Origin of the sequence: Lentzea rhizosphaerae, from assembly GCF_042649515.1 — a bacterium.
Taxonomy (GTDB): Bacteria; Actinomycetota; Actinomycetes; order Mycobacteriales; family Pseudonocardiaceae; genus Lentzea; species Lentzea aerocolonigenes.
The window spans coordinates 311257-328460 of record NZ_JBHRZI010000011.1 but is presented as its reverse complement, the minus strand read 5'-3'; the positions used below and the strand labels follow the sequence as shown (position 1 = coordinate 328460).

Genomic DNA, 17204 nt, shown 5'->3' with positions numbered 1-17204 from the left:
GTGTCAGTCCGGCAAGGCGTGCTTCGGCCGAGTCACGACCGGCGCGCGGTGCACCAGCGGTGGATCGTCGCTCAAGATCGGCAGCTCGGTGGTCATCTCGACCGGTGTCTCCTCCGGCAGCTCGATAACGCCCGATCGGGTGAACGGGTTGCGCAACGGCCGCCGTCGTTCGCGATGGGGCAGCCCTTCACCGATCAGGTGCTGGTGCGCCATGTTCCAGACCTGGCACGGCCACCGGCGGCGCCGCAGCCAGCCCGGGCACGCCTTGCACCTGCCGTCCTCGTCGGGCTGGTGCACCGTGAGCAGCAGGCGCCAGCCGTCCGCGAGGCGGTGGATCTCCGCGCGGGCCAGCGGAACCAGTGCCTCGGCCTCGCCGTGCTCGGCCACCTTGTCCAGCAGTGCCAGCCGTTGCAGCACCGCGTCACGCAGGGTCTCGTCCATCACATCTTCGCCGTGGCCTGGTCGAGCAATGAGCCCAGGCGGCGTGTCTGGGTGGCGGACATCACAGCGGTCTCGCCCGGCGGCGTGACCAGGAGAACTCGGTCGTTCTCGACCAGAACGGTCATCGATCTGTCCCGACCGAACGGGTCGTGGCAGTGGATCCATCCCTGTGGTTCAGCCATGGAATCTCCCTTCGAGCGACTCCCGACTCCGTCTTCATCGGCCGTTGGCCCTGCTCGCCGCACCGCGCGAGGGGGAATTCACTCGTTTGCTGGACGAGCCGAACACGGGCAGTGGTCCAGTCGGGGAAACTTTCTGGTCGTGTTTGGGTGGGGGTGCTGGGCGCGCCCCGCTCGGGCCCGCTATATTTGTTCTCGGCGGCCCCGCTCCCAGTGACCCCCAGGCTGGTTGAGCGCGGCCGCCCTAAGCGGAGCGGGCTCCGGTGCTCGTCGGCCTTCGGCCGACCTCGCCGGAGCCCGCTTAGTTGTTGTTGGGGGGACGACCCCCCAAACCTCCCCCCCCCCCCGAGGCTCAGGCGCTGGGCGCCTTCGCGGGTACGCATGCCACCTGCGGCACCTCTGAACGAAAACCTCGTGCGTCTTGGGCCTCGTACGCTGTAAGTTCCTCGTACACCGTAAGGGGGGACGATGACTTCGACGACCGAGGAGGTCGGGGTGCGCCCGCACCCCCAGCGCTGGGCCGTGCTCGGCGTGCTCTGCCTGTCCGTGATGGTCGTGGTGCTGGACAACACCGTGCTGAACGTGGCCATCCCGTCGATCTCCACCGGACTGGGCGCGAGCACCGCGGACATCCAGTGGATGATCAACGCCTACTCGCTCGCGCTGGCGGGCCTGCTGCTCACGACCGGTGCGTTGAGCGACAGGTTCGGCCGCAAGCGCGCACTGCTGGCAGGCCTGGCCCTGTTCGGCGCCGGCAGCGCCGTGGCGGCGTACGCGGGCTCGGCCGAGGCCCTCATCGCGGCACGCGGCTTCATGGGCGTCGGCGCCGCGATGCTGATGCCGGGCACGCTGGCCGTGCTCATGCAGTTGTTCGACGAGAAGGAACGACCGAAGGCCATCGGCATCTGGGCCGCGGTCACGAGCCTCGGCTTCGCGGCGGGCCCGGTGATCGGCGGCGCGCTGATCAAGCACTTCTGGTGGGGCTCGGTGTTCCTGATCAACGTGCCGGTGGCCGTCCTCGCGATCGGCGCGGTCGCCGCGCTGGTGCCGGAGTCGAAGGACCCGACCGTGCGCAGGCCGGACGTCGTCGGCTCGGTCCTGTCGATCATCGGCATGGTCTCGCTGGTGTACGCGGTGATCTCCGTGCCGGAGCACGGTTTCGGCTCGCTGGAGTTCGGTCTGCCGGTGGCGCTCGGCCTGGTCGCGATGACAGGTTTCGCGTTGTGGGAACGGCACACCGCCGAGCCGATGCTCGACCTCGGCTTCTTCTCCGACCGCCGCTTCACCGGCGCGGTGGCGTCCGGCGTGCTGGCGGCGTTCGGCATGGCGGGCTCGCTCTTCCTGCTGACGCAACACCTCCAGGGCGTGCTCGGCTACAGCCCGCTGGAGGCGGGAATCCGGGTGGCGCCGATGGCGATCGCGTTGCTCGTCACCAGCAACACCCTGGGACAGCTCGTGCTGAAACTGGGCGCCGGCAAGGCGATGCTGCTCGGCATGACGATCGTCGCGGGCGGTGTGGTGCTGCTGTCGATCGGCACCACCTACCCGCCGACGCTGGCCGGCCTGGTCCTCATCGGCGTGGGAGTCGGTGTGGCACAACCGGTCGCGGTCAACGCGCTGATGGGATCCATCCCGCCGGAACGCGCCGGCATCGCGTCCGGTCTGTCGAGCACGCTGACCGAGCTGGGTTCCTCGTTCGGCATCGCGGTGCTGGGCGCGCTGCTGTCGGCGAGGTTCGTCTCCGAACTCCCCGACGGCGTTCCCGGCCGGTCGCTGAGCGAGGCGCTGCACAGCGGTGCGGACATCACGGTCGTGCGTGACGCGTTCTCGAACGGCATGAGCGTCAGCCTGTTGATCGGTGCTGTCGCGGTGTTCCTGGGAGGTGTTGTGGCCAGCGTTCTGCTGCGCCGTGCCTAGGATCGCCGTCGTGGACAGCGTGTGGTTCAGCAAACCCAGGCCCAGCAGCGGCCAGCCCCTCGGCCTGAGCCGGGAGGCCATCGTCCGCAAGGCGGTGGAGATGCTGGACGAGCACGGGATGCAGAAGCTGTCCATGCGCAAGCTCGCGGCCGCACTGGGCGCGGCACCGATGTCGCTCTACTGGCACGTGCCCACCAAGGACGCGCTGATCGAGCTCTGCCTCGACGAGATCTACGGCGAGTTCGAGCTGCCGGACCCCGACACCGAGTGGGAGACCGCGGTGCGCGAGATGATGCACTCGTTGCGTCGTCTCGCGTTCAAACACCCGTGGTGGGTCCGCGGCATCGGCGAGTTCAACAGCATCGGCCCGAACGCGGTGGCGATGGCGGACTCGATGTTCGCGCCCCTGCTGCGGGCGGGCCTGCCGATGCCGCTGGCCGCGCAGTCGATTTCGACGGTGTCGAGCTTCGTCGTCGGGTACGCGGTCGCCGAGGTGAACTTCGTCGGACGCGGCGGGATGGACTCACCGCCGCCGGATCTGGGGAAGATCGCCGACCTGTACCGGGAGAAGCACCCGAACTACGTCGCGATGCTGGACGAGCAGGAGATCTGGTCGCTGGAGGGGCAGTTCGAGTTCGGGCTCGACTGCGTGATCGACGGCATCAGGGCGAAGGTCGCGGCGGTGCGGTCATGAGCTGGAGCATCGACGGCTCGGTCAGGCGGCCGTTCGAGGTCTCCGCACTCCTGCGGCGGACCCGGGAGGTGCTCGGCGAGCTCCTGGCGACGGACGAAGTCCCGGAACTGTCGGGCAACGCACCGACGGTGACCATCGAGCCGGTCGGCACCGACATCACCTTCACCGTCCTGCTGCCCACGGGGGACGGCGCCGAGGTGGACACGGTCGACATCACCGAGTGGAGCGACGACGACACGATGTTCGTGACGGTCACTGCGCGGTACAACCACGCTGTCACCCGCGTCAGCGTGGTGCTCTGCATCGCGGTCGCGCTGGCCGTGGCGGACCTCGGTGGCGGTGAGTACCTCGACGAGGAACGGGCGTTCGTCACGCCGCCGATGTACGACCCGCACGAGGTGATCGCGAAGACCAGACTCGCGCCGAGCGACCTGACCTTCGTCGACCGATGCGCGCGGTACCTCGGGCAGTTCAGAAAGCCGGAAGACTGGCCGAGGGTCGTCACGCTGGCCGAAGAGGCGAAACCCCCGCAGCGTTGATCGCGTGCGGGGGCTCCATCATTCAGTTGGCTCTCAGATCACGGACTCCAGCGGCGTGTGCACGAGGCCGGTCGCCTCGGCCACCGGGCCGTTGGTCAGCTTGCCGGCGTGGGCGTTGAGGCCCAGGGCGAGCGAACGGTCGTCCTTCAGCGCCTTCTCCCAGCCCTTGTCGGCCAGGGAAACCGCGTACGGCAGCGTCACGTTGGTCAGCGCGTAGGTCGAGGTGCGCGGCACGGCGCCCGGCATGTTCGCCACGCAGTAGAAGACCGAGTTGTGGATCTCGTAGGTCGGCTCGGCGTGCGTGGTGGGACGCGAGTCCTCGAAGCAGCCGCCCTGGTCGATCGCGATGTCGACGAGCACCGAGCCCGGCTTCATGTCGGCGACCAGCGCGTTCGAGACGAGCTTCGGGGCGGCGGCGCCCGGCACCAGCACGGCGCCGATGACCAGGTCGGCCTCGCGGACGGCCTGCTCGATCGCGAAGGAGTTGGAGGCCAAAGTCCTCAACCGGCCCTGGAACTGGGCGTCGATGGAGCGCAGGCGGTCGACGTTGGTGTCGAGGATCTGCACGTCCGCGCCCATGCCGACGGCGATGGTGGCGGCGTTCAGGCCGGCGACACCGCCGCCGATCACGACCACGCGGGCCGGGGCGACACCGGGGACGCCGCCGGGCAGCACGCCGCGGCCGCCGGAGGGCTTCATCAGGGAGAACGCGCCGACCTGCGGGGCCAGGCGGCCCGCGACCTCGGACATCGGGGCGAGCAGCGGCAGGGAGCGGTTCGGCAGCTGCACGGTCTCGTAGGCGATGGCCGTGGTGCCGGACGCGAGCAGCGCCTCGGTCAGCGGCTTGTCGGCGGCGAGGTGCAGGTACGTGAAGAGGGTCTGGCCCGCGCGGAGACGGGGGTACTCCTCGGCGATCGGCTCCTTGACCTTGAGGACCATGTCGCCCTCGGCCCAGACGTCGTCGGCGGAAGCGAGGATCTTGGCGCCCGCGGCGAGGTACTCCTCGTCGGTGATGGCGGAACCCAGACCGGCACCCTGCTCGACGAACACGTCGTGGCCGCGGCTGGTCAGCTCGTGAGCGCCCGCCGGGGTGAGGGCGACGCGGTACTCGTGGTTCTTGATCTCGCGGGGAACTGCGATCCGCACGGTGACTCCTCCGATCGGGCTGGCCTCTGTCTCACAATGTGAGGCAGCCGGAAGGTCATGTCACCGTGCGGATCGCACTATCCGGGCACTGTCCGGTTGTTCTCCTAGGACAAAGCGACCTTGAACACCCATGCGTGCTGGCCGACGCCCGCAGGCACGTCGACCACCAGTTTTCCACCCGATCGGGTCCACTTCAGGGGCTTGTCGTGCCCCAGCAGCGTGATGCGGTCACCATCGCGCACCGGCACCGGTGCGTCGACCACGAGCTGTGACCCCGGCCGGTCCAGCGAGGTGATGTAGAACGCCTCGTTCGGCTTCACGGTGAACCGCAGCGAACCCAGCTGGGCCATCCGCGACCAGTACGTCGTGCCGTAGATCGACTCGCCGTTCGTCCGCAGCCACGCCCCGGTCTCGCGCAGGCGCTGCTGCATGATCTCCGGGATCGAGCCGTCCGCCCGCGGGCCGATGTCCAGCAGGAAGTTGCCGTTCTTGGACGTCGTGTCGACCAGCGTGTCGATCACCTCGTCCGCGGTCATGTACATCGAGTCCGGCGTCGCCCGGTTCCACCCGTACGAGCGCGGGTCGAGACCGCGGGAGGCCTCCCACTTCTTCACCACGGTGTTCGGGTACGTCGCGTACTCCGGCGTCGTGTAGTCGTGGGTCGGGATGCCGCACCGGTCGTCGACCGTCACGTCCTTGGGCACGGCCCGGTTCTTGGCCTTGTTGAAGTAGTCCGCCAGCACCCGCCGCGAGTCGTTCGCGCCGCCGATGTCACACCAGATGACGTCCGGGTCGTACCCGTCGACCAGCTCGGTCATCTGCGGCGCCTGGTAGTCCTTCACGAAATCCCTCCCGGCCTGGTAGCCGGTGTAGGGCTCAGGCGCGCCGGAGTAGGGATTGCGCGGCCCGTGGCCACTCCACGGGTTGTCCGGGTTGAACCACTCAGGCATCGAGAAGTAGAGGCCGTTCTTCAGTCCAGGCGTGTACTTCCGCGACGCGTCGAACAGCTCCTTCACCAGGTCGCGGCGTGGCCCGAGATCGACGGAGTCGCGGCCGGACACCTTCGAGTCCCACAGCGCGAAGCCCTCGTGGTGCTTCGAGGTCAGCACGTAGTACTTCGCGCCCGCCTCCTCGAACAACCTCACCCACTCGCGCGGATCGAACTTCGACGCGGTGAACTGCGGGATGAACTGGTCGTAGGCGAAGTCCTTCCCGTACGTCGCCGCGTGGTAGGCGTTCACGGCGTTGGACGGGTTCTGCATCCACTGCCAGTACCACTCCGCGTACTGCTCGCCCGGCGGCGACCACGCGGGCACCGAGTACAGCCCCCAGTGGATGAAGATCCCGAACTTCGCGTCGTCGAACCAGTACGGCGACTCGTGGGTGCCGAGCGACGCGTCGGTCGCCTGGTAGTCCGCCACTCCCAGCGTGAACCTGGCCTTCTGCGAGGCCGACACACGTCCGGACGACGCGATGACCTTCCCGTCGAACGTGCCGGTCCGGTAGGCGTGGATTCCGATCCGCACCCGCGCCTCCTCACCGGGCGCGAGCCGACGAACCAGCGCCGGTTGGAGCGTCACGACACCGAGGCCCTCCGCCCGCACCGAGACGTTCGAGACCCACCGGTCGCCGAGGTTCACGACGGTGGCCTCGATCGTCTGACCACCCACCCGCGGCAGCTTGGTCGTGCTGCGCGCGCCGCGGACCGCGAGCACCTCGCCCTTGCCTGCGGGCTGCAACGACAGCGCGAAGACGTGCAGCGAGGACTTGCCCTCGACCGCCGGGTTCGTCACCGGCAGCGTGACGGCGACCGCGTCCTTCTGAGGATCCGCCCACACCTGGGCGGTCCCGATCGACACCGGGTGCTGGTCGGTCCCGCCGGGCGAGTACCGGAACGGCGCGGAGATCGGACCACTGCCGGAGTACCAGTCAGGTCCGCTGAGAGCACCGGTCGTGGACGATCCGTCCGCGTAGTGCACCGTGGCGGTCCCGCCGGCCGCCCCGTACGAGGACGCCACGAGGAAGTGCGCGGTGAGATAACGGCCCTTCGGAAGCTCGATCCGCTGGCCCGTCGCGACCACGTTGTTGTTCTTGGTCTGTGAATTTCCCGGGAACAGGTACGGCACACCATCGGCCGTGACCTGGCCGGACGGCAGACCCTCCGCGGGGAACGCGTAGCCGGAGCCGTCGAAGTTCCCGGTCCGGTCCGACGCGGTGTCGATGCCGTCGTTGTCGAAGAGGTGGCCGATGGGGACGGTGAGGGGAGCTGGGGCGTCTGCGGCCGACGCAGCCGGGACGGGAGTCAGCACCAGTGAGGCGAGCAGGGTGAGGACGAACGGTTTCCTCATGAGACCTCCGATGTCTGCCTCACCTCACCCTGGCAGCGCTCGTCCCGATGTCAACCATCTCGCGTTGACACTTGGCGGTGGCCGCACATAGCGTTCGCGCCGAGAACTGAAGACCGGCCGCGGTGCCCGTGAGGCACCAGAACCCGAGTGGGAGAGACCTCGACGAACTGGTCGGGGCGCCGAAGGGGCAAGCTCCCGCACACTCTCAGGCAGCAAGACCGCTCGGGGTAGGCAACTCTGCACGGCGGAGGGGGCGTTAGTTGTCCTGACCCGTCACAGCCAGAGGAGTCGCCGTGGAGTTCCCCGAGAACCTGCTCTACACCCACGAACACGAGTGGGTCGACTGGACGCCGGGTACCCAGGACCCGTTGACCTGCGGGATCACCGAGTACGCCGCAGACGCCCTCGGTGACATCGTCTTCGTTCAGCTCCCCGAGGTCGGCGCGAAGGTCGTCTCCAACGAGGTGTGCGGCGAGCTCGAGTCCACCAAGTCGGTCAGCGACCTGTTCTCGCCCGTCACCGGTGAGGTGATCGAGGTCAACAGCGCTGTCGTGGACGACCCGGCGGTCATCAACAACGAGCCGTACGGTGCCGGCTGGCTGTTCAAGGTGCGCGTCGAGTCGGCGGAGAACCTGCTCACGGCGGCGAAGTACGCCGAGCTCACCAAAGACTGACAGCGGACCCCACCACGAAGGACTGATCAGTGGCGATCAGCGTTTTCGACCTCTTCTCCGTCGGCATCGGACCGTCCAGCTCCCACACCGTCGGCCCTATGCGCGCGGCCGCGATGTTCGTCGAGAAGCTCGGCTCGCGGGTGTCCGAAGTGGACCGCGTGCACGTCGAGCTCTTCGGCTCCCTCGGTGCGACCGGGCACGGGCACGGCAGCCCCAAGGCCGTGTTCCTCGGTCTCGAAGGCAACCTCCCGGAAGAAGTCGACCCCACGGTCGCGGCCACCCGCGTCGAGGAGATCGTCGCGGGCGGACGGCTCCGGCTCGGCGGCGCGCACGAGATCGGCTTCGTGCACGACCGCGATCTCGTCATGCACCGCCGCAAGTCGCTTCCGTTGCACCCCAACGGGATGAGTTTCGAGGCGTACAAGGGCGACGAGTCGGTCGAGCACGCCGTCTACTACTCGATCGGCGGCGGCTTCGTCGTCGACGAGAACGCTTCGGGCACGGACCGGATCAAGCCGGACACGACACCGTTGCCGCACCCGTTCCTGACCGGCGACGAACTGCTCGCGCGCTGCCGCGAAACCGGCCTGTCGATCAGCGAGATCATGATGGCCAACGAGCTGTCGTGGCGGAGCGAGGACGAGGTCCGGCAAGGACTTCTGCACATCTGGCACGTCATGCAGGAGTGCGTGGAACGCGGCTGCACCGAACAGGGCGTCCTGCCCGGCGGTCTCAAGGTCCGCCGCCGCGCCGCCGAGATGCGCAAGCGGCTGGAGGGCGAGCACTTCGTCACCGACCCGCTGCGCGTCATGGACTGGGTGACGCTCTTCGCGTTGGCGGTCAACGAGGAGAACGCGGCGGGCGGCCGAGTCGTCACCGCACCGACGAACGGCGCGGCCGGCATCGTGCCCGCGGTTCTGCACTACTACACGAAGTTCGTGCCGGGAGCCAACGACGACGGTGTCGTCCGGTTCCTGCTCACCGCGGGCGCGATCGGCGTGCTGTTCAAGGAGAACGCGTCGATCTCCGGCGCCGAGGTCGGCTGTCAGGGCGAGGTCGGCTCTGCGTGCTCGATGGCCGCCGGTGGCCTGGCCGAGGTCCTCGGCGGCACGCCGGAACAGGTCGAGAACGCGGCCGAGATCGCCATGGAGCACAACCTCGGCCTGACCTGCGACCCGATCGGCGGCCTGGTGCAGATCCCGTGCATCGAACGCAACGCCGTCGCGTCCATCAAGGCCATCACGGCGGTGCGCATGGCGTTGCGCGGCGACGGCTCGCACTTCGTCTCGCTGGACAAGGTCATCAAGACCATGCGCGACACCGGCAAGGACATGTCGGTGAAGTACAAGGAGACCGCACGCGGCGGCCTCGCCGTGAACGTCATCGAGTGCTGAACTCGGCCACCTGGTCGATCTGCTCCAGCGCCCTCTGCGCGACCTCGCTGTCCATTGCGGACAGACGGTCGCGCAGGGCGGCGGTGAGCAGCCACTCCTCGATCTGCTCGCCCGCCGAGGGGTTCTTCCAGAACAGCCAGGCGCCGTAGGTGCTGCTGTCGCTGACCAGGAAGTCCCGCGACCAGTAGGCGGCGAGATGCGCGAAGGCCCCGTCGGGAAGGCTTTCGACCAGACGCAGCCACGGGGTCATGTCCTGGTCCAGCTGGGCTGCAGCCTGGATCAGGTCGTTCAACGCCGGCCAGCGCTGCTCGTCCCCGGCCGCGCGCACGACGACGTCGGTGATCATGGACCGCAGCGCGATGCGCTCGTGTTCAGGCCAACTGGTGAAGCGCGCCTGCTCCAGTCCCGTGGTGTACATGGAGTCCGGCTCGTTCTCCAGGACCCCGACCACCCGGTGCGCGAGCCGCCGCCACGCGAGCTCGTACTCGTCGCGGTCGAAGTGATCCGTGGACTCCCGGGCGAACTGCTTCACGATGTCGTACGGGACCAGCGCGGGATCGCCGTCGAGGACGTCCAGCTCGGCCTGGGTCCAGCAGTACAGGCAGCCCTTCACCGGGCGTCGTACGCCTGCTGCGCCGCGAGCACCTCGGGCATCCGCGTCTCCAGGAGGTGGATCAGCGACAGCAGCCGTTCCGCCGTCTCGCGCCCGAGCGGCGTGAGGCTGTAGTCGACGCGCGGAGGGTTCGTCTGCTGCGCCTCGCGGTGGACGAGCCCGTCGCGCTCCAGCGCGTGCAACGTCTGGGACAGCATCTTCTCGCTGACCCCGTCGACGCGGCGGCGCAGCTCGTTGAACCGCAGCGGACCGTCCACGAGCGCGCCCATCGTCAGGCTGCCCCACCTGCCGGTGACGTGCTCCAGCGTCGGGCGCGACGGGCACGCCTTGGCGAACACGTTGAAGTCCATACCAGCATACTAACTGATAGTTAGTGGTTTTTGGATGAACGGCGCTTTTGTCCACCTGAGGTGGACAAAAGCGCCGTTCATCTTAAAACGGCCAGGTGGCGTTCTGGCCCGCCTCCAGAAGGGGGACCAGGCGGAACGTCGCGTCCGTCAGGCCACCGAACTCGTGCCGGTTGGCCTTGCCGGTCGCGTACGCGGCCTGCCGGTACCCGTTCAGGTTGAACCCGTAGACCGGCACGTGCCGCGGCACGGCGTCCGAGACGCCCTTCCCGTGGTGCCCGGCCACCGTCTGCATGTCCGAGATGATGAACACGCGGTCGTGGCCCCGGTAGCTGCGCTGCAACGACCCGATGATGTCGGTGCCGTGTCCGACCTCACCGATCCTCTTCAGGAACCGGTCGACCTCGCGGATCACCGAAGCCCCGCGCGCGACGTCGTGCCGGAACGTGCCGTCCGCGAAGCCCACGACGTCGACCTGCTCGCCCTTCGCGCCCAGTGCGACGCCGAACACCGCCGCGGCCTTGGCCGGGGTGACCTTCGACTTCGCCGAGATCGTGCCGTGCGACATCGACGCCGAGGTGTCGACGAGGATCAGCGACCGGCCCGGCAGTGCGGGCAGGTTGCCGAGCGACGCCTGCAGCGCCTGGTCCAGGGCGTGGCCCCAGCGCAGGCTCGGCGCCGCCTCGTACGCGGACAGGAACCGGAACGGGAACTGCCGCGAGCGGGCGACCTGGCCGGGGTCGGCCAGACGTGCCGCGACCTGAGACGCGACCTCGTCGGACATGCCGGCCTCGTCGAAGTTCCTGAGGTTCCTCAAAAGAGCCATGTAGCCCATGGACGGCGCCAGCGCCTCCCACACCTCACGGGTCATCGGCCCCTGCAGCCACCCCGCCACGGCCTCCCAGGTCATCCCGGCCCGGCGCAGCACGTCCGCCGCGTCGGGACGCCCGAAGAGCGCGCGTCGCTGGTCGACCGGCCACGCCATGAGCTCACGGCGTGCCGCGATCACCCGCAGCGCCTCCGGGACGGCCACGTCGGCGTCGCGGCGCCGGTCCAGCACGTACTGGAAGAGCGCGCCCTGCCAGTCGGCGGCCGGCGAGGGGTGGGCGAGGTTCAGCACGTCGGCCATGCGGTAGCCGCGGGCGTCGCTGTCCCACTTGAGGACCGCGCGCTCGTCGTACAGGCGCCGCACCGCGTCCGCGATGCCGCGCTTGATCGGCTTCGGCACGCGCCGGCCGTTCGCGCCCGTCCAGCAGGCGAGGAGCTCACCCGGCTCGTCCGCGCGCTGCAACACCGAGTCCACGACCGCGCGGTTGGTTACGCCCGCGTCAGCGGAGGCGGCGAGCCGTGCCGACACGAACTCGGCCGCGCCGACGAGCGACGCCGTGCGCATGTTCGCCTCGGTGCGCAGCCACTTCAGCAGCCGTGCGATCCACTCGGGATCGGTGAGCGCGACGGCGCGGACGAGCTGCGCGAAGCGGTTGTCCCGCTGGTTGCCGGACTCGTAGAAGGTGTCCTCGCCGCCCATGTTCGACACGGCGAGCAGGAACAGCTCGGACTTCGTGTCGCGGGCGTAGCCGTCGCCGCCCTCGTAGGTGGTCGTCGACGGTGCCGGCGCCGTGGCGACCGGGCTGGTGCCCGCCGGACGTGCGCGAAAGATGTTGAACTTCGCCATCGGCTCTCTCCCCTCAAGACAAAAAGAAAGGGAGCCCACGAACGACACACGTGTCCGAGATCGAGGTCGCGGAAGGTACATCAGCTGCTCTGCCCAACTGAGCTACAGCCGAAGTGGCTGGTGGGATTCGAACCCACGACCCGCCCATTAACAGTGGAAGTAACCCTCTGCTTCGCACCGGACACGTGTGAAGTTGTGTGCTCCCGAGATCAGTGTCGCCAACGGGTTTTTTGCGTTTTGAAGACGAAGTAACCGTTGGCTTCGCACCGGGTGCAGATCTATGCAACCACACCGCGCCAGCGATTTGATTCCGGCCGATGTGGAGTTTTTGGACGCCCGAGATCGAGTCGCGGAAGGAGACTGCTCACCGGGGTGAGCGAAGACCGGCCGAGACCGGCTTCAGGAGTCGAACCTGATGGGATGCCAGAAGTAACCCTCCGCTGCGCACCGGGCGCACACTCATACAACCACACCGCGCCAGCGATTTTTCTAGGGCGCCGTCTTCACCAGCCGGCGGAGGAGGTAGAACAGCCCGACCGTGAGCAGGAAACCGACGGCGCTGATCATCACGATCTGCTCGACGGTCTCGGCGCGTGACCCCGCGAACACGTAGGCGGTGCAAATCGGTCCGGTCCCCAGGAGCGTGAACGACATGAAATCCCGGAACGACACCCTGGACACCCCTGCGGACACCGAGACCGTCTCCGCCATCATCGGGATTCCCCGCGCCACCCCGAAGAACCAGGGCCCGAACTGACGGCTCCAGCGCCGCATTTCAGTCAGTTCCTCAATGGTCACGACTCGGCGCACCAACCGCGGGCCGGCGTACCGGCCGAGGGCGTACCCTGCGGCAGAGGAACCCAGGGATCCGACGATCGCGAGTGCCAGCCCCAGCGGCAGGCCGAGTGCCGTTCCCGCGAGCACGATGAGCGGAGTCGACGGCACGGGCAGCAGCACGTCCACGACGAGCAGGGCGAAGATCGTCACCGCCGCCCACACCGGGTCGATGCCGCGCACCCACGTCACCACCCCCTCGAAGTCGATGAGGTCGAACGCCTCGAACACGATCCAGCTCAGCAGCACGAAGCCGAGCACGACGGCCGGTATCCACTTCCACCGAACGCCCGTCTCATAACTCATCGGGTGATGGTCGCCCACCTCGATGCGCCGGACAATCCGCCAGTGGCGCAGGTTCCGCGAAGGAGACACACATGAGTGACGACCTGGTGCCGTTCCTCGGACACTGGGTGCTCGATCCGGCACGCTCCGCGTACACCGGCGGCACCCCTCCCCGAAGCGGCCACTACGACCTGCGCCTGGAAGGAGAACGGCTGGTCGTGAGCATCGAAGGCGTGCTGGGGTCGGGTGATCCCATCCGCACCGGGTACACATTGGACCTGTGGCAGGACACGCCGATGGCCGTCGGCAAGGTCGACCGCGTGCGCACGGTCGTCGAGCCGAGGCGGTTCTGCACGATCGCGTACGCGGGCGCGCAAGCGGTTGCGCGGGCCTGGCGGATCCTCGGCAACCTCAACGAGATGACGATCGTCCAGTCCGCGCCGGACGCGTTCGGGGTGTGGCGTGACGACGTTTCCGTCTACCGCAGGCAGTTCTAGCGGCTGTCGTGCCGGTCGAGGAGTGCCCGCAACGCCGCCATCTCCGCGGCGAGCGCGGTGCGGCCGGCGTCGGTGATGTGCAGCCACGTCTTGGGGCGCTTGCCCTCGTAGCCCTTCTCGACCTCGACCAGCCCGGCCTGCTCCAGCACGGAGATGTGCCGCGACAGGTTGCCGGCGGTCAGCTCCAGCGCCGACTTCAGGTACGTGAACTCCACCCGTTTCGCCTCGGCCGCGATGGTCAGCACGCCGAGCCGGTGGCGCTGGTGGACGGTGTCGTCCAGGCCCGCCGTGGGATTCTCGCTCATCGGGTCATCTCTCGCTGCACGGACCCGATGGTCCCGCCGGCGAGCAGGACGAACGCGGGCACCGCCGTGCTGGCGAAGTGCTCCACCCCCAGCGGCCAGTAGATGCCGAACCGTCCTGCCTCGTTCACGAACAGCACGGTAGCGGTGAAGATCGCCACGGTGATCGTGCACACCACGTTGCGCTCCAGGTAGGCGAGTCCGATCAGGCCCGCGGCGAGCACGAACAGTGGACCGTACTGGTAGACCGTGACGAAGTGCGCGAGAGCGAACAGCGCGAGCACCGCGAGCGTGAAGCCGACACTGCGCACGCGCCACGTCGCCGCCACGATCACGGCCACGGTGATCGGCAGTGCGATCTGCCAGCCGGCCCGGCCGAAGAACAGTTCGCTCAGCACCGGCACGCCGACCAGCGGCAGCACCAGCATGAAGATCGTGACCTGGGCGTAGAGCCTGGTCGGCGTCTCCACGCCCACCTGTGCCGCGCGCCACCGGTACCACCAGACGACTGCGAGATAGCCGCACAGCAACGCCAGGATCCAGTAGACGTCCGTGGCGACGCTCGGCTGGAAGTGGCTGAACACCGGGCTGGTCATCGTCTGGCCGGTGGGGTGCAGCCAGTGGTAGAGCCACGGCATGTCCGCCGAGTTCCACGGGCACGGCATCGGCCCCACGAGTTCAGGGTTCACCCCGTCCGGCACGCAGAACCTCGGCGCGTAGAACGGTGTCGCCGCCAGGGTGATCAGGCCGAACAGCAGGAACGGCAGCCAGTAGCCGTGCCGGTCGGCGCGGGCGCGCTTGCGCATGGCGGTCAGCTCGGTGAGCAGGTTCTTCGGGTCCTCGGTCATGGTCAGTCCCCCAACTGCACTCGACTGCAATCAGGTTTGCATCACAAACCTGATTGGTCAAGTGCTCTTGACTCTGGCTGGGCTCTCACGAAAGATCCGATGAATCGCCGCCGCGTAGACGTGACCGCACATCGAAGTGAGGTGCCCGAACGTGGTCGAAATCAACCGGCGCACGCTGCTCGGAGGCGCGTTGGCCGGGGTGGCGGGTAGTGCGCTGCTCCCTTCCTGCGCATCTGCGGCAGGCGGCTTCAACTGGCAGGACTTCATCGGGTCATCGGATCTCATCTGGAAGAAGATGCCCGCGACCTGGTTCGAAGGCCCGTACCTCGGCAACGGTTTCCTGGGCTCCGGCATCTACGCCGAGCCGGGCGCCAACGCCGTCAGGTTCAACGTCCAGCACTCGCAGGTGCAGGACCACCGGCCGGAGTTCGGGGCGCTGTTCGGCCTCGCCCGGTTGCCCATCGGCTACTTCACGCTCGAACCCGTCGGCGCGATCACGGCGGTCGACTGGCGGCTCGACCTGTGGAACGCCGAGCTGACCGGCACGATCACCACGGCGGCCGGCAGCCTGAGACTCCGCGCGTTCATCCACACCGAACGCGACCTCTACGCCATCGACGTGCAGGCCAGCGAGGGCGAGCGCGCGTTCAGGTGGGTCTTCCACCCGCTCAAGGCGATCAGTCCGCGCACCGACCCGAAGTGGAACCGCCCGGCCCCCGCCGGGTTCACCGACAACCCGCCCGTGCAGCTCACCAGTGCCGGTGACGTGCAGCTCGCGGTGCAGCCGTTGAACGCGGGCGGCGAACACGTGACGGCGTGGCGCGAGGTCAGTCGTGGCACGCGGCGCACGCTGTTCGCCAGCGTCGCCTGGTCGCACCCCGCGAAAACCGCTGTGCGCAAGGCGATCGGCAACGTCCGGTGCGGCTCGGTCGAAGGGCTCGCCGTCGGCCACCGGTTGTGGTGGCACGACTTCTACCGCAGGAGCTTTCTGTCCATTCCGGACAAGAGGTTGCAGGCTTTCTACTGGATCCAGCTCTACAAGTTCGCCTCCGCGGCACGGAAGGAGGCGCCCGCGATCGCCACCTGCGGGCCGTGGCTCGAGAACACTCCGTGGCCCAACACGTGGTGGAACCTCAACGTGCAGCTGGAGTACTGGCTGATCCACGGCTCGAACCACGTCGACTTCGACGCCGTCACGCACTCGGTCGACAAGTACCGCGACGTGCTGGTCGAGCAGGTTCCCGCCGAGTACCGGCACGACTCCGCCGGGATTCCGCGCACCACCGACACCGTGCTGAACAACGGCGCGGGCATCGGCAACTCCGGTTACGGTGTCGGCATTCCCGGCAAGGACGTGCCCACGCCCGAGGTCGGCAACCTGACCTGGACGCTGCACAACGTCTGGCTCACCTACCGGCACACGATGGACGACCGCGTGCTGCGCAACGTGCTGTTCCCGTTGCTGCGCAGGGCCATCAACTACTACTTCCACTTTCTGGCCAAGGGGTCGGACGGCAAGTGGCACCTGCCGATCACGTTCTCACCCGAGTACGGCGTGAACGCGCCGGACTGCAACTACGACCTCGCGCTGATCCGGTGGGGTTGCCAGACTTTGCTGGAGTCCGCGAAGTCGTTGCGCGTCAACGATCCGCTCATCCCCAAGTGGCAGGACACGCTCGCGAACCTCACGCCGTACCCCGTCGACCAGAACGGGTACATGATCGGCGCGGGCGTGCCGTTCGCGAAGTCGCACCGGCACTACTCGCACCTGCTGCAGATCTACCCGCTGTACGAGGTGACTTGGGAAGATCCGTCGAAACGCCGGCTGATCGAGACCTCGCTCAACCACTGGATCAGCTTCGAGGGCGCGTTGCAGGGCTACACGTTCACGGGTGCGGCGTCGATCAGCGCGCAGATGCTGCGCGGGGACAAGGCGGACTTCTACCTCGGTGAGCTGATGCGTCGGTACATCAAGCCCAACACGATGTACCAGGAGTCCGGGCCGGTCATCGAAACACCGCTCTCAGCTGTGCAGTCCATGTACGACATGCTCTGCCAGAGCTGGGGTGGCGTGATCCGCGTCTTCCCCGCGGTGCCGTGGCCCGAGATCTCGCTCGACAACTTCCGGACGCAGGGCGCGTTCCTGCTGTCGGCTTCACGGCAGAAGGGCGTCACGCGGTGGATCAAACTCCGCAGCGAGGCCGGCGCGCCGTGTGTCGTCCGGACGGACATCAAGGATCCGGTCGTGCGTGACCGTTCGGGGCGGCCGAAGCGTTTTTCGGTGCTGCCCAACGGAGATCTGCGCATCGAGCTGCGGCGTGGTGAGGAGGCCGTCGTCCACCGGTCCGGCGACAGGCCGGAGCTGGAGATGGGCCCGGTGATCGGTGCTCCGGCGCCGTCGTGGGGTCTGCCGGGGTAGAACGCCACCGGTGTTCCAGCGCGACGGCGGTGCGCTGGAACACCGGTGACGC

The 17204-nt window shown here is 68.1% G+C and carries 17 protein-coding genes and 1 riboswitch; of the genes, 7 read left to right on the top strand and 10 right to left on the bottom strand.

What is annotated here, in order from left to right:
- Positions 1-3: 3 nt before the first annotated feature.
- Positions 4-441, bottom strand: coding sequence for a hypothetical protein (locus tag ACFOWZ_RS08875; RefSeq protein ID WP_382371002.1), 438 nt, complete (start codon positions 439-441; stop codon positions 4-6).
- Complete coding sequence (locus ACFOWZ_RS08870) at positions 441-566, bottom strand: hypothetical protein (protein ID WP_281248831.1); 126 nt, start codon at positions 564-566, stop codon at positions 441-443. Before ACFOWZ_RS08870 ends, ACFOWZ_RS08875 begins: the two co-directional genes overlap by 1 nt.
- 522 nt (positions 567-1088) lie before the next feature.
- Here ACFOWZ_RS08870 and ACFOWZ_RS08865 point away from each other — a divergent pair.
- From ACFOWZ_RS08865 to ACFOWZ_RS08855, 3 genes are read left to right on the top strand one after another with little or no spacing between them, the layout of a single operon-like run.
- A complete protein-coding gene (locus tag ACFOWZ_RS08865; RefSeq protein ID WP_382371001.1) occupies positions 1089-2537 on the top strand; it encodes an MFS transporter in 1449 nt (482 codons plus the stop codon).
- 10 nt (positions 2538-2547) lie between these two features.
- Positions 2548-3231, top strand: coding sequence for a TetR/AcrR family transcriptional regulator (locus tag ACFOWZ_RS08860; protein WP_382371000.1), 684 nt, complete (start codon positions 2548-2550; stop codon positions 3229-3231).
- Entirely contained in the window at positions 3228-3770 is a 543-nt protein-coding gene (locus ACFOWZ_RS08855) for a hypothetical protein (protein ID WP_382370999.1), read from the top strand. Before ACFOWZ_RS08860 ends, ACFOWZ_RS08855 begins: the two co-directional genes overlap by 4 nt.
- Before the next feature lie 33 nt (positions 3771-3803).
- Here ACFOWZ_RS08855 and ald read toward each other — a convergent pair whose 3' ends face one another.
- Both ald and ACFOWZ_RS08845 read right to left on the bottom strand, forming a co-directional pair.
- A complete protein-coding gene (gene ald, locus ACFOWZ_RS08850; protein WP_382370998.1) occupies positions 3804-4916 on the bottom strand; it encodes an alanine dehydrogenase in 1113 nt (370 codons plus the stop codon).
- A 104-nt stretch (positions 4917-5020) separates the two neighbouring features.
- Positions 5021-7264: an alpha-L-fucosidase gene (locus ACFOWZ_RS08845; protein ID WP_382370997.1), complete on the bottom strand. Its 2244-nt coding sequence runs from the start codon at positions 7262-7264 to the stop codon at positions 5021-5023.
- Positions 7265-7402: 138 nt separating this feature from the next.
- Positions 7403-7495: riboswitch (glycine riboswitch) on the top strand.
- A gap of 62 nt (positions 7496-7557) precedes the next feature.
- Between ACFOWZ_RS08845 and gcvH the strand changes: the two genes are divergently transcribed.
- Positions 7558-7938 carry a glycine cleavage system protein GcvH gene (gcvH, locus tag ACFOWZ_RS08840; RefSeq protein WP_030471336.1) on the top strand — a complete coding sequence of 127 codons (381 nt, stop codon included), beginning with the start codon at positions 7558-7560 and terminating at the stop codon, positions 7936-7938.
- Between the two features lie 29 nt (positions 7939-7967).
- On the top strand, positions 7968-9332 hold the full coding sequence (locus ACFOWZ_RS08835) for an L-serine ammonia-lyase (protein ID WP_382370995.1): 1365 nt from the start codon (positions 7968-7970) through the stop codon (positions 9330-9332).
- On the opposite strand, the gene ACFOWZ_RS08830 is transcribed toward ACFOWZ_RS08835, so the two are convergent.
- From ACFOWZ_RS08830 to ACFOWZ_RS08815, 4 genes are all read right to left on the bottom strand, one after another.
- The gene (locus tag ACFOWZ_RS08830; RefSeq protein WP_382370993.1) at positions 9319-9945 is read right to left on the bottom strand and encodes a hypothetical protein; all 627 of its coding nucleotides are present in this window, start codon (positions 9943-9945) and stop codon (positions 9319-9321) included. The two genes, ACFOWZ_RS08835 and ACFOWZ_RS08830, sit on opposite strands and share 14 nt — an antisense overlap.
- Complete coding sequence (locus tag ACFOWZ_RS08825; RefSeq protein WP_382370991.1) at positions 9942-10295, bottom strand: winged helix-turn-helix transcriptional regulator; 354 nt, start codon at positions 10293-10295, stop codon at positions 9942-9944. Before ACFOWZ_RS08825 ends, ACFOWZ_RS08830 begins: the two co-directional genes overlap by 4 nt.
- 82 nt (positions 10296-10377) lie before the next feature.
- A complete protein-coding gene (locus ACFOWZ_RS08820; protein WP_382370989.1) occupies positions 10378-11967 on the bottom strand; it encodes a TROVE domain-containing protein in 1590 nt (529 codons plus the stop codon).
- A 489-nt stretch (positions 11968-12456) separates the two neighbouring features.
- On the bottom strand, positions 12457-13107 hold the full coding sequence (locus ACFOWZ_RS08815; protein WP_382370987.1) for a TVP38/TMEM64 family protein: 651 nt from the start codon (positions 13105-13107) through the stop codon (positions 12457-12459).
- A 71-nt stretch (positions 13108-13178) separates the two neighbouring features.
- On the opposite strand from ACFOWZ_RS08815, the gene ACFOWZ_RS08810 reads away from it, so the two are divergent.
- The gene (locus ACFOWZ_RS08810; RefSeq protein WP_382370985.1) at positions 13179-13583 is read left to right on the top strand and encodes a hypothetical protein; all 405 of its coding nucleotides are present in this window, start codon (positions 13179-13181) and stop codon (positions 13581-13583) included.
- Here ACFOWZ_RS08810 and ACFOWZ_RS08805 read toward each other — a convergent pair.
- Positions 13580-13888 carry a winged helix-turn-helix domain-containing protein gene (locus ACFOWZ_RS08805; RefSeq protein ID WP_382370983.1) on the bottom strand — a complete coding sequence of 103 codons (309 nt, stop codon included), beginning with the start codon at positions 13886-13888 and terminating at the stop codon, positions 13580-13582. The two genes, ACFOWZ_RS08810 and ACFOWZ_RS08805, sit on opposite strands and share 4 nt — an antisense overlap.
- Positions 13885-14733, bottom strand: a complete 849-nt coding sequence (locus ACFOWZ_RS08800; RefSeq protein ID WP_382370981.1) for a hypothetical protein — start codon at positions 14731-14733, stop codon at positions 13885-13887. Before ACFOWZ_RS08800 ends, ACFOWZ_RS08805 begins: the two co-directional genes overlap by 4 nt.
- Positions 14734-14884: 151 nt before the next feature.
- Between ACFOWZ_RS08800 and ACFOWZ_RS08795 the strand changes: the two genes are divergently transcribed.
- Positions 14885-17152 carry a glycosyl hydrolase family 95 catalytic domain-containing protein gene (locus tag ACFOWZ_RS08795; protein WP_382370979.1) on the top strand — a complete coding sequence of 756 codons (2268 nt, stop codon included), beginning with the start codon at positions 14885-14887 and terminating at the stop codon, positions 17150-17152.
- Positions 17153-17204: the final 52 nt, after the last annotated feature.

What these genes read in the sequence shown, in the direction of transcription:
- ACFOWZ_RS08865 (WP_382371001.1), top strand. Translation starts at nt 1,089, where the DNA reads ATGACTTCGACGACCGAGGAGGTCGGGGTGCGCCCGCACCCCCAGCGC.
- ACFOWZ_RS08820 (WP_382370989.1), bottom strand. Translation starts at nt 11,967, where the DNA reads ATGGCGAAGTTCAACATCTTTCGCGCACGTCCGGCGGGCACCAGCCCG.
- ACFOWZ_RS08875 (WP_382371002.1), bottom strand. Translation starts at nt 441, where the DNA reads ATGGACGAGACCCTGCGTGACGCGGTGCTGCAACGGCTGGCACTGCTG.
- ACFOWZ_RS08815 (WP_382370987.1), bottom strand. Translation starts at nt 13,107, where the DNA reads ATGAGTTATGAGACGGGCGTTCGGTGGAAGTGGATACCGGCCGTCGTG.
- ACFOWZ_RS08870 (WP_281248831.1), bottom strand. Translation starts at nt 566, where the DNA reads ATGACCGTTCTGGTCGAGAACGACCGAGTTCTCCTGGTCACGCCGCCG.
- ACFOWZ_RS08855 (WP_382370999.1), top strand. Translation starts at nt 3,228, where the DNA reads ATGAGCTGGAGCATCGACGGCTCGGTCAGGCGGCCGTTCGAGGTCTCC.
- ACFOWZ_RS08825 (WP_382370991.1), bottom strand. Translation starts at nt 10,295, where the DNA reads ATGGACTTCAACGTGTTCGCCAAGGCGTGCCCGTCGCGCCCGACGCTG.
- ACFOWZ_RS08845 (WP_382370997.1), bottom strand. Translation starts at nt 7,264, where the DNA reads ATGAGGAAACCGTTCGTCCTCACCCTGCTCGCCTCACTGGTGCTGACT.
- ACFOWZ_RS08805 (WP_382370983.1), bottom strand. Translation starts at nt 13,888, where the DNA reads ATGAGCGAGAATCCCACGGCGGGCCTGGACGACACCGTCCACCAGCGC.
- ACFOWZ_RS08810 (WP_382370985.1), top strand. Translation starts at nt 13,179, where the DNA reads ATGAGTGACGACCTGGTGCCGTTCCTCGGACACTGGGTGCTCGATCCG.
- ACFOWZ_RS08800 (WP_382370981.1), bottom strand. Translation starts at nt 14,733, where the DNA reads ATGACCGAGGACCCGAAGAACCTGCTCACCGAGCTGACCGCCATGCGC.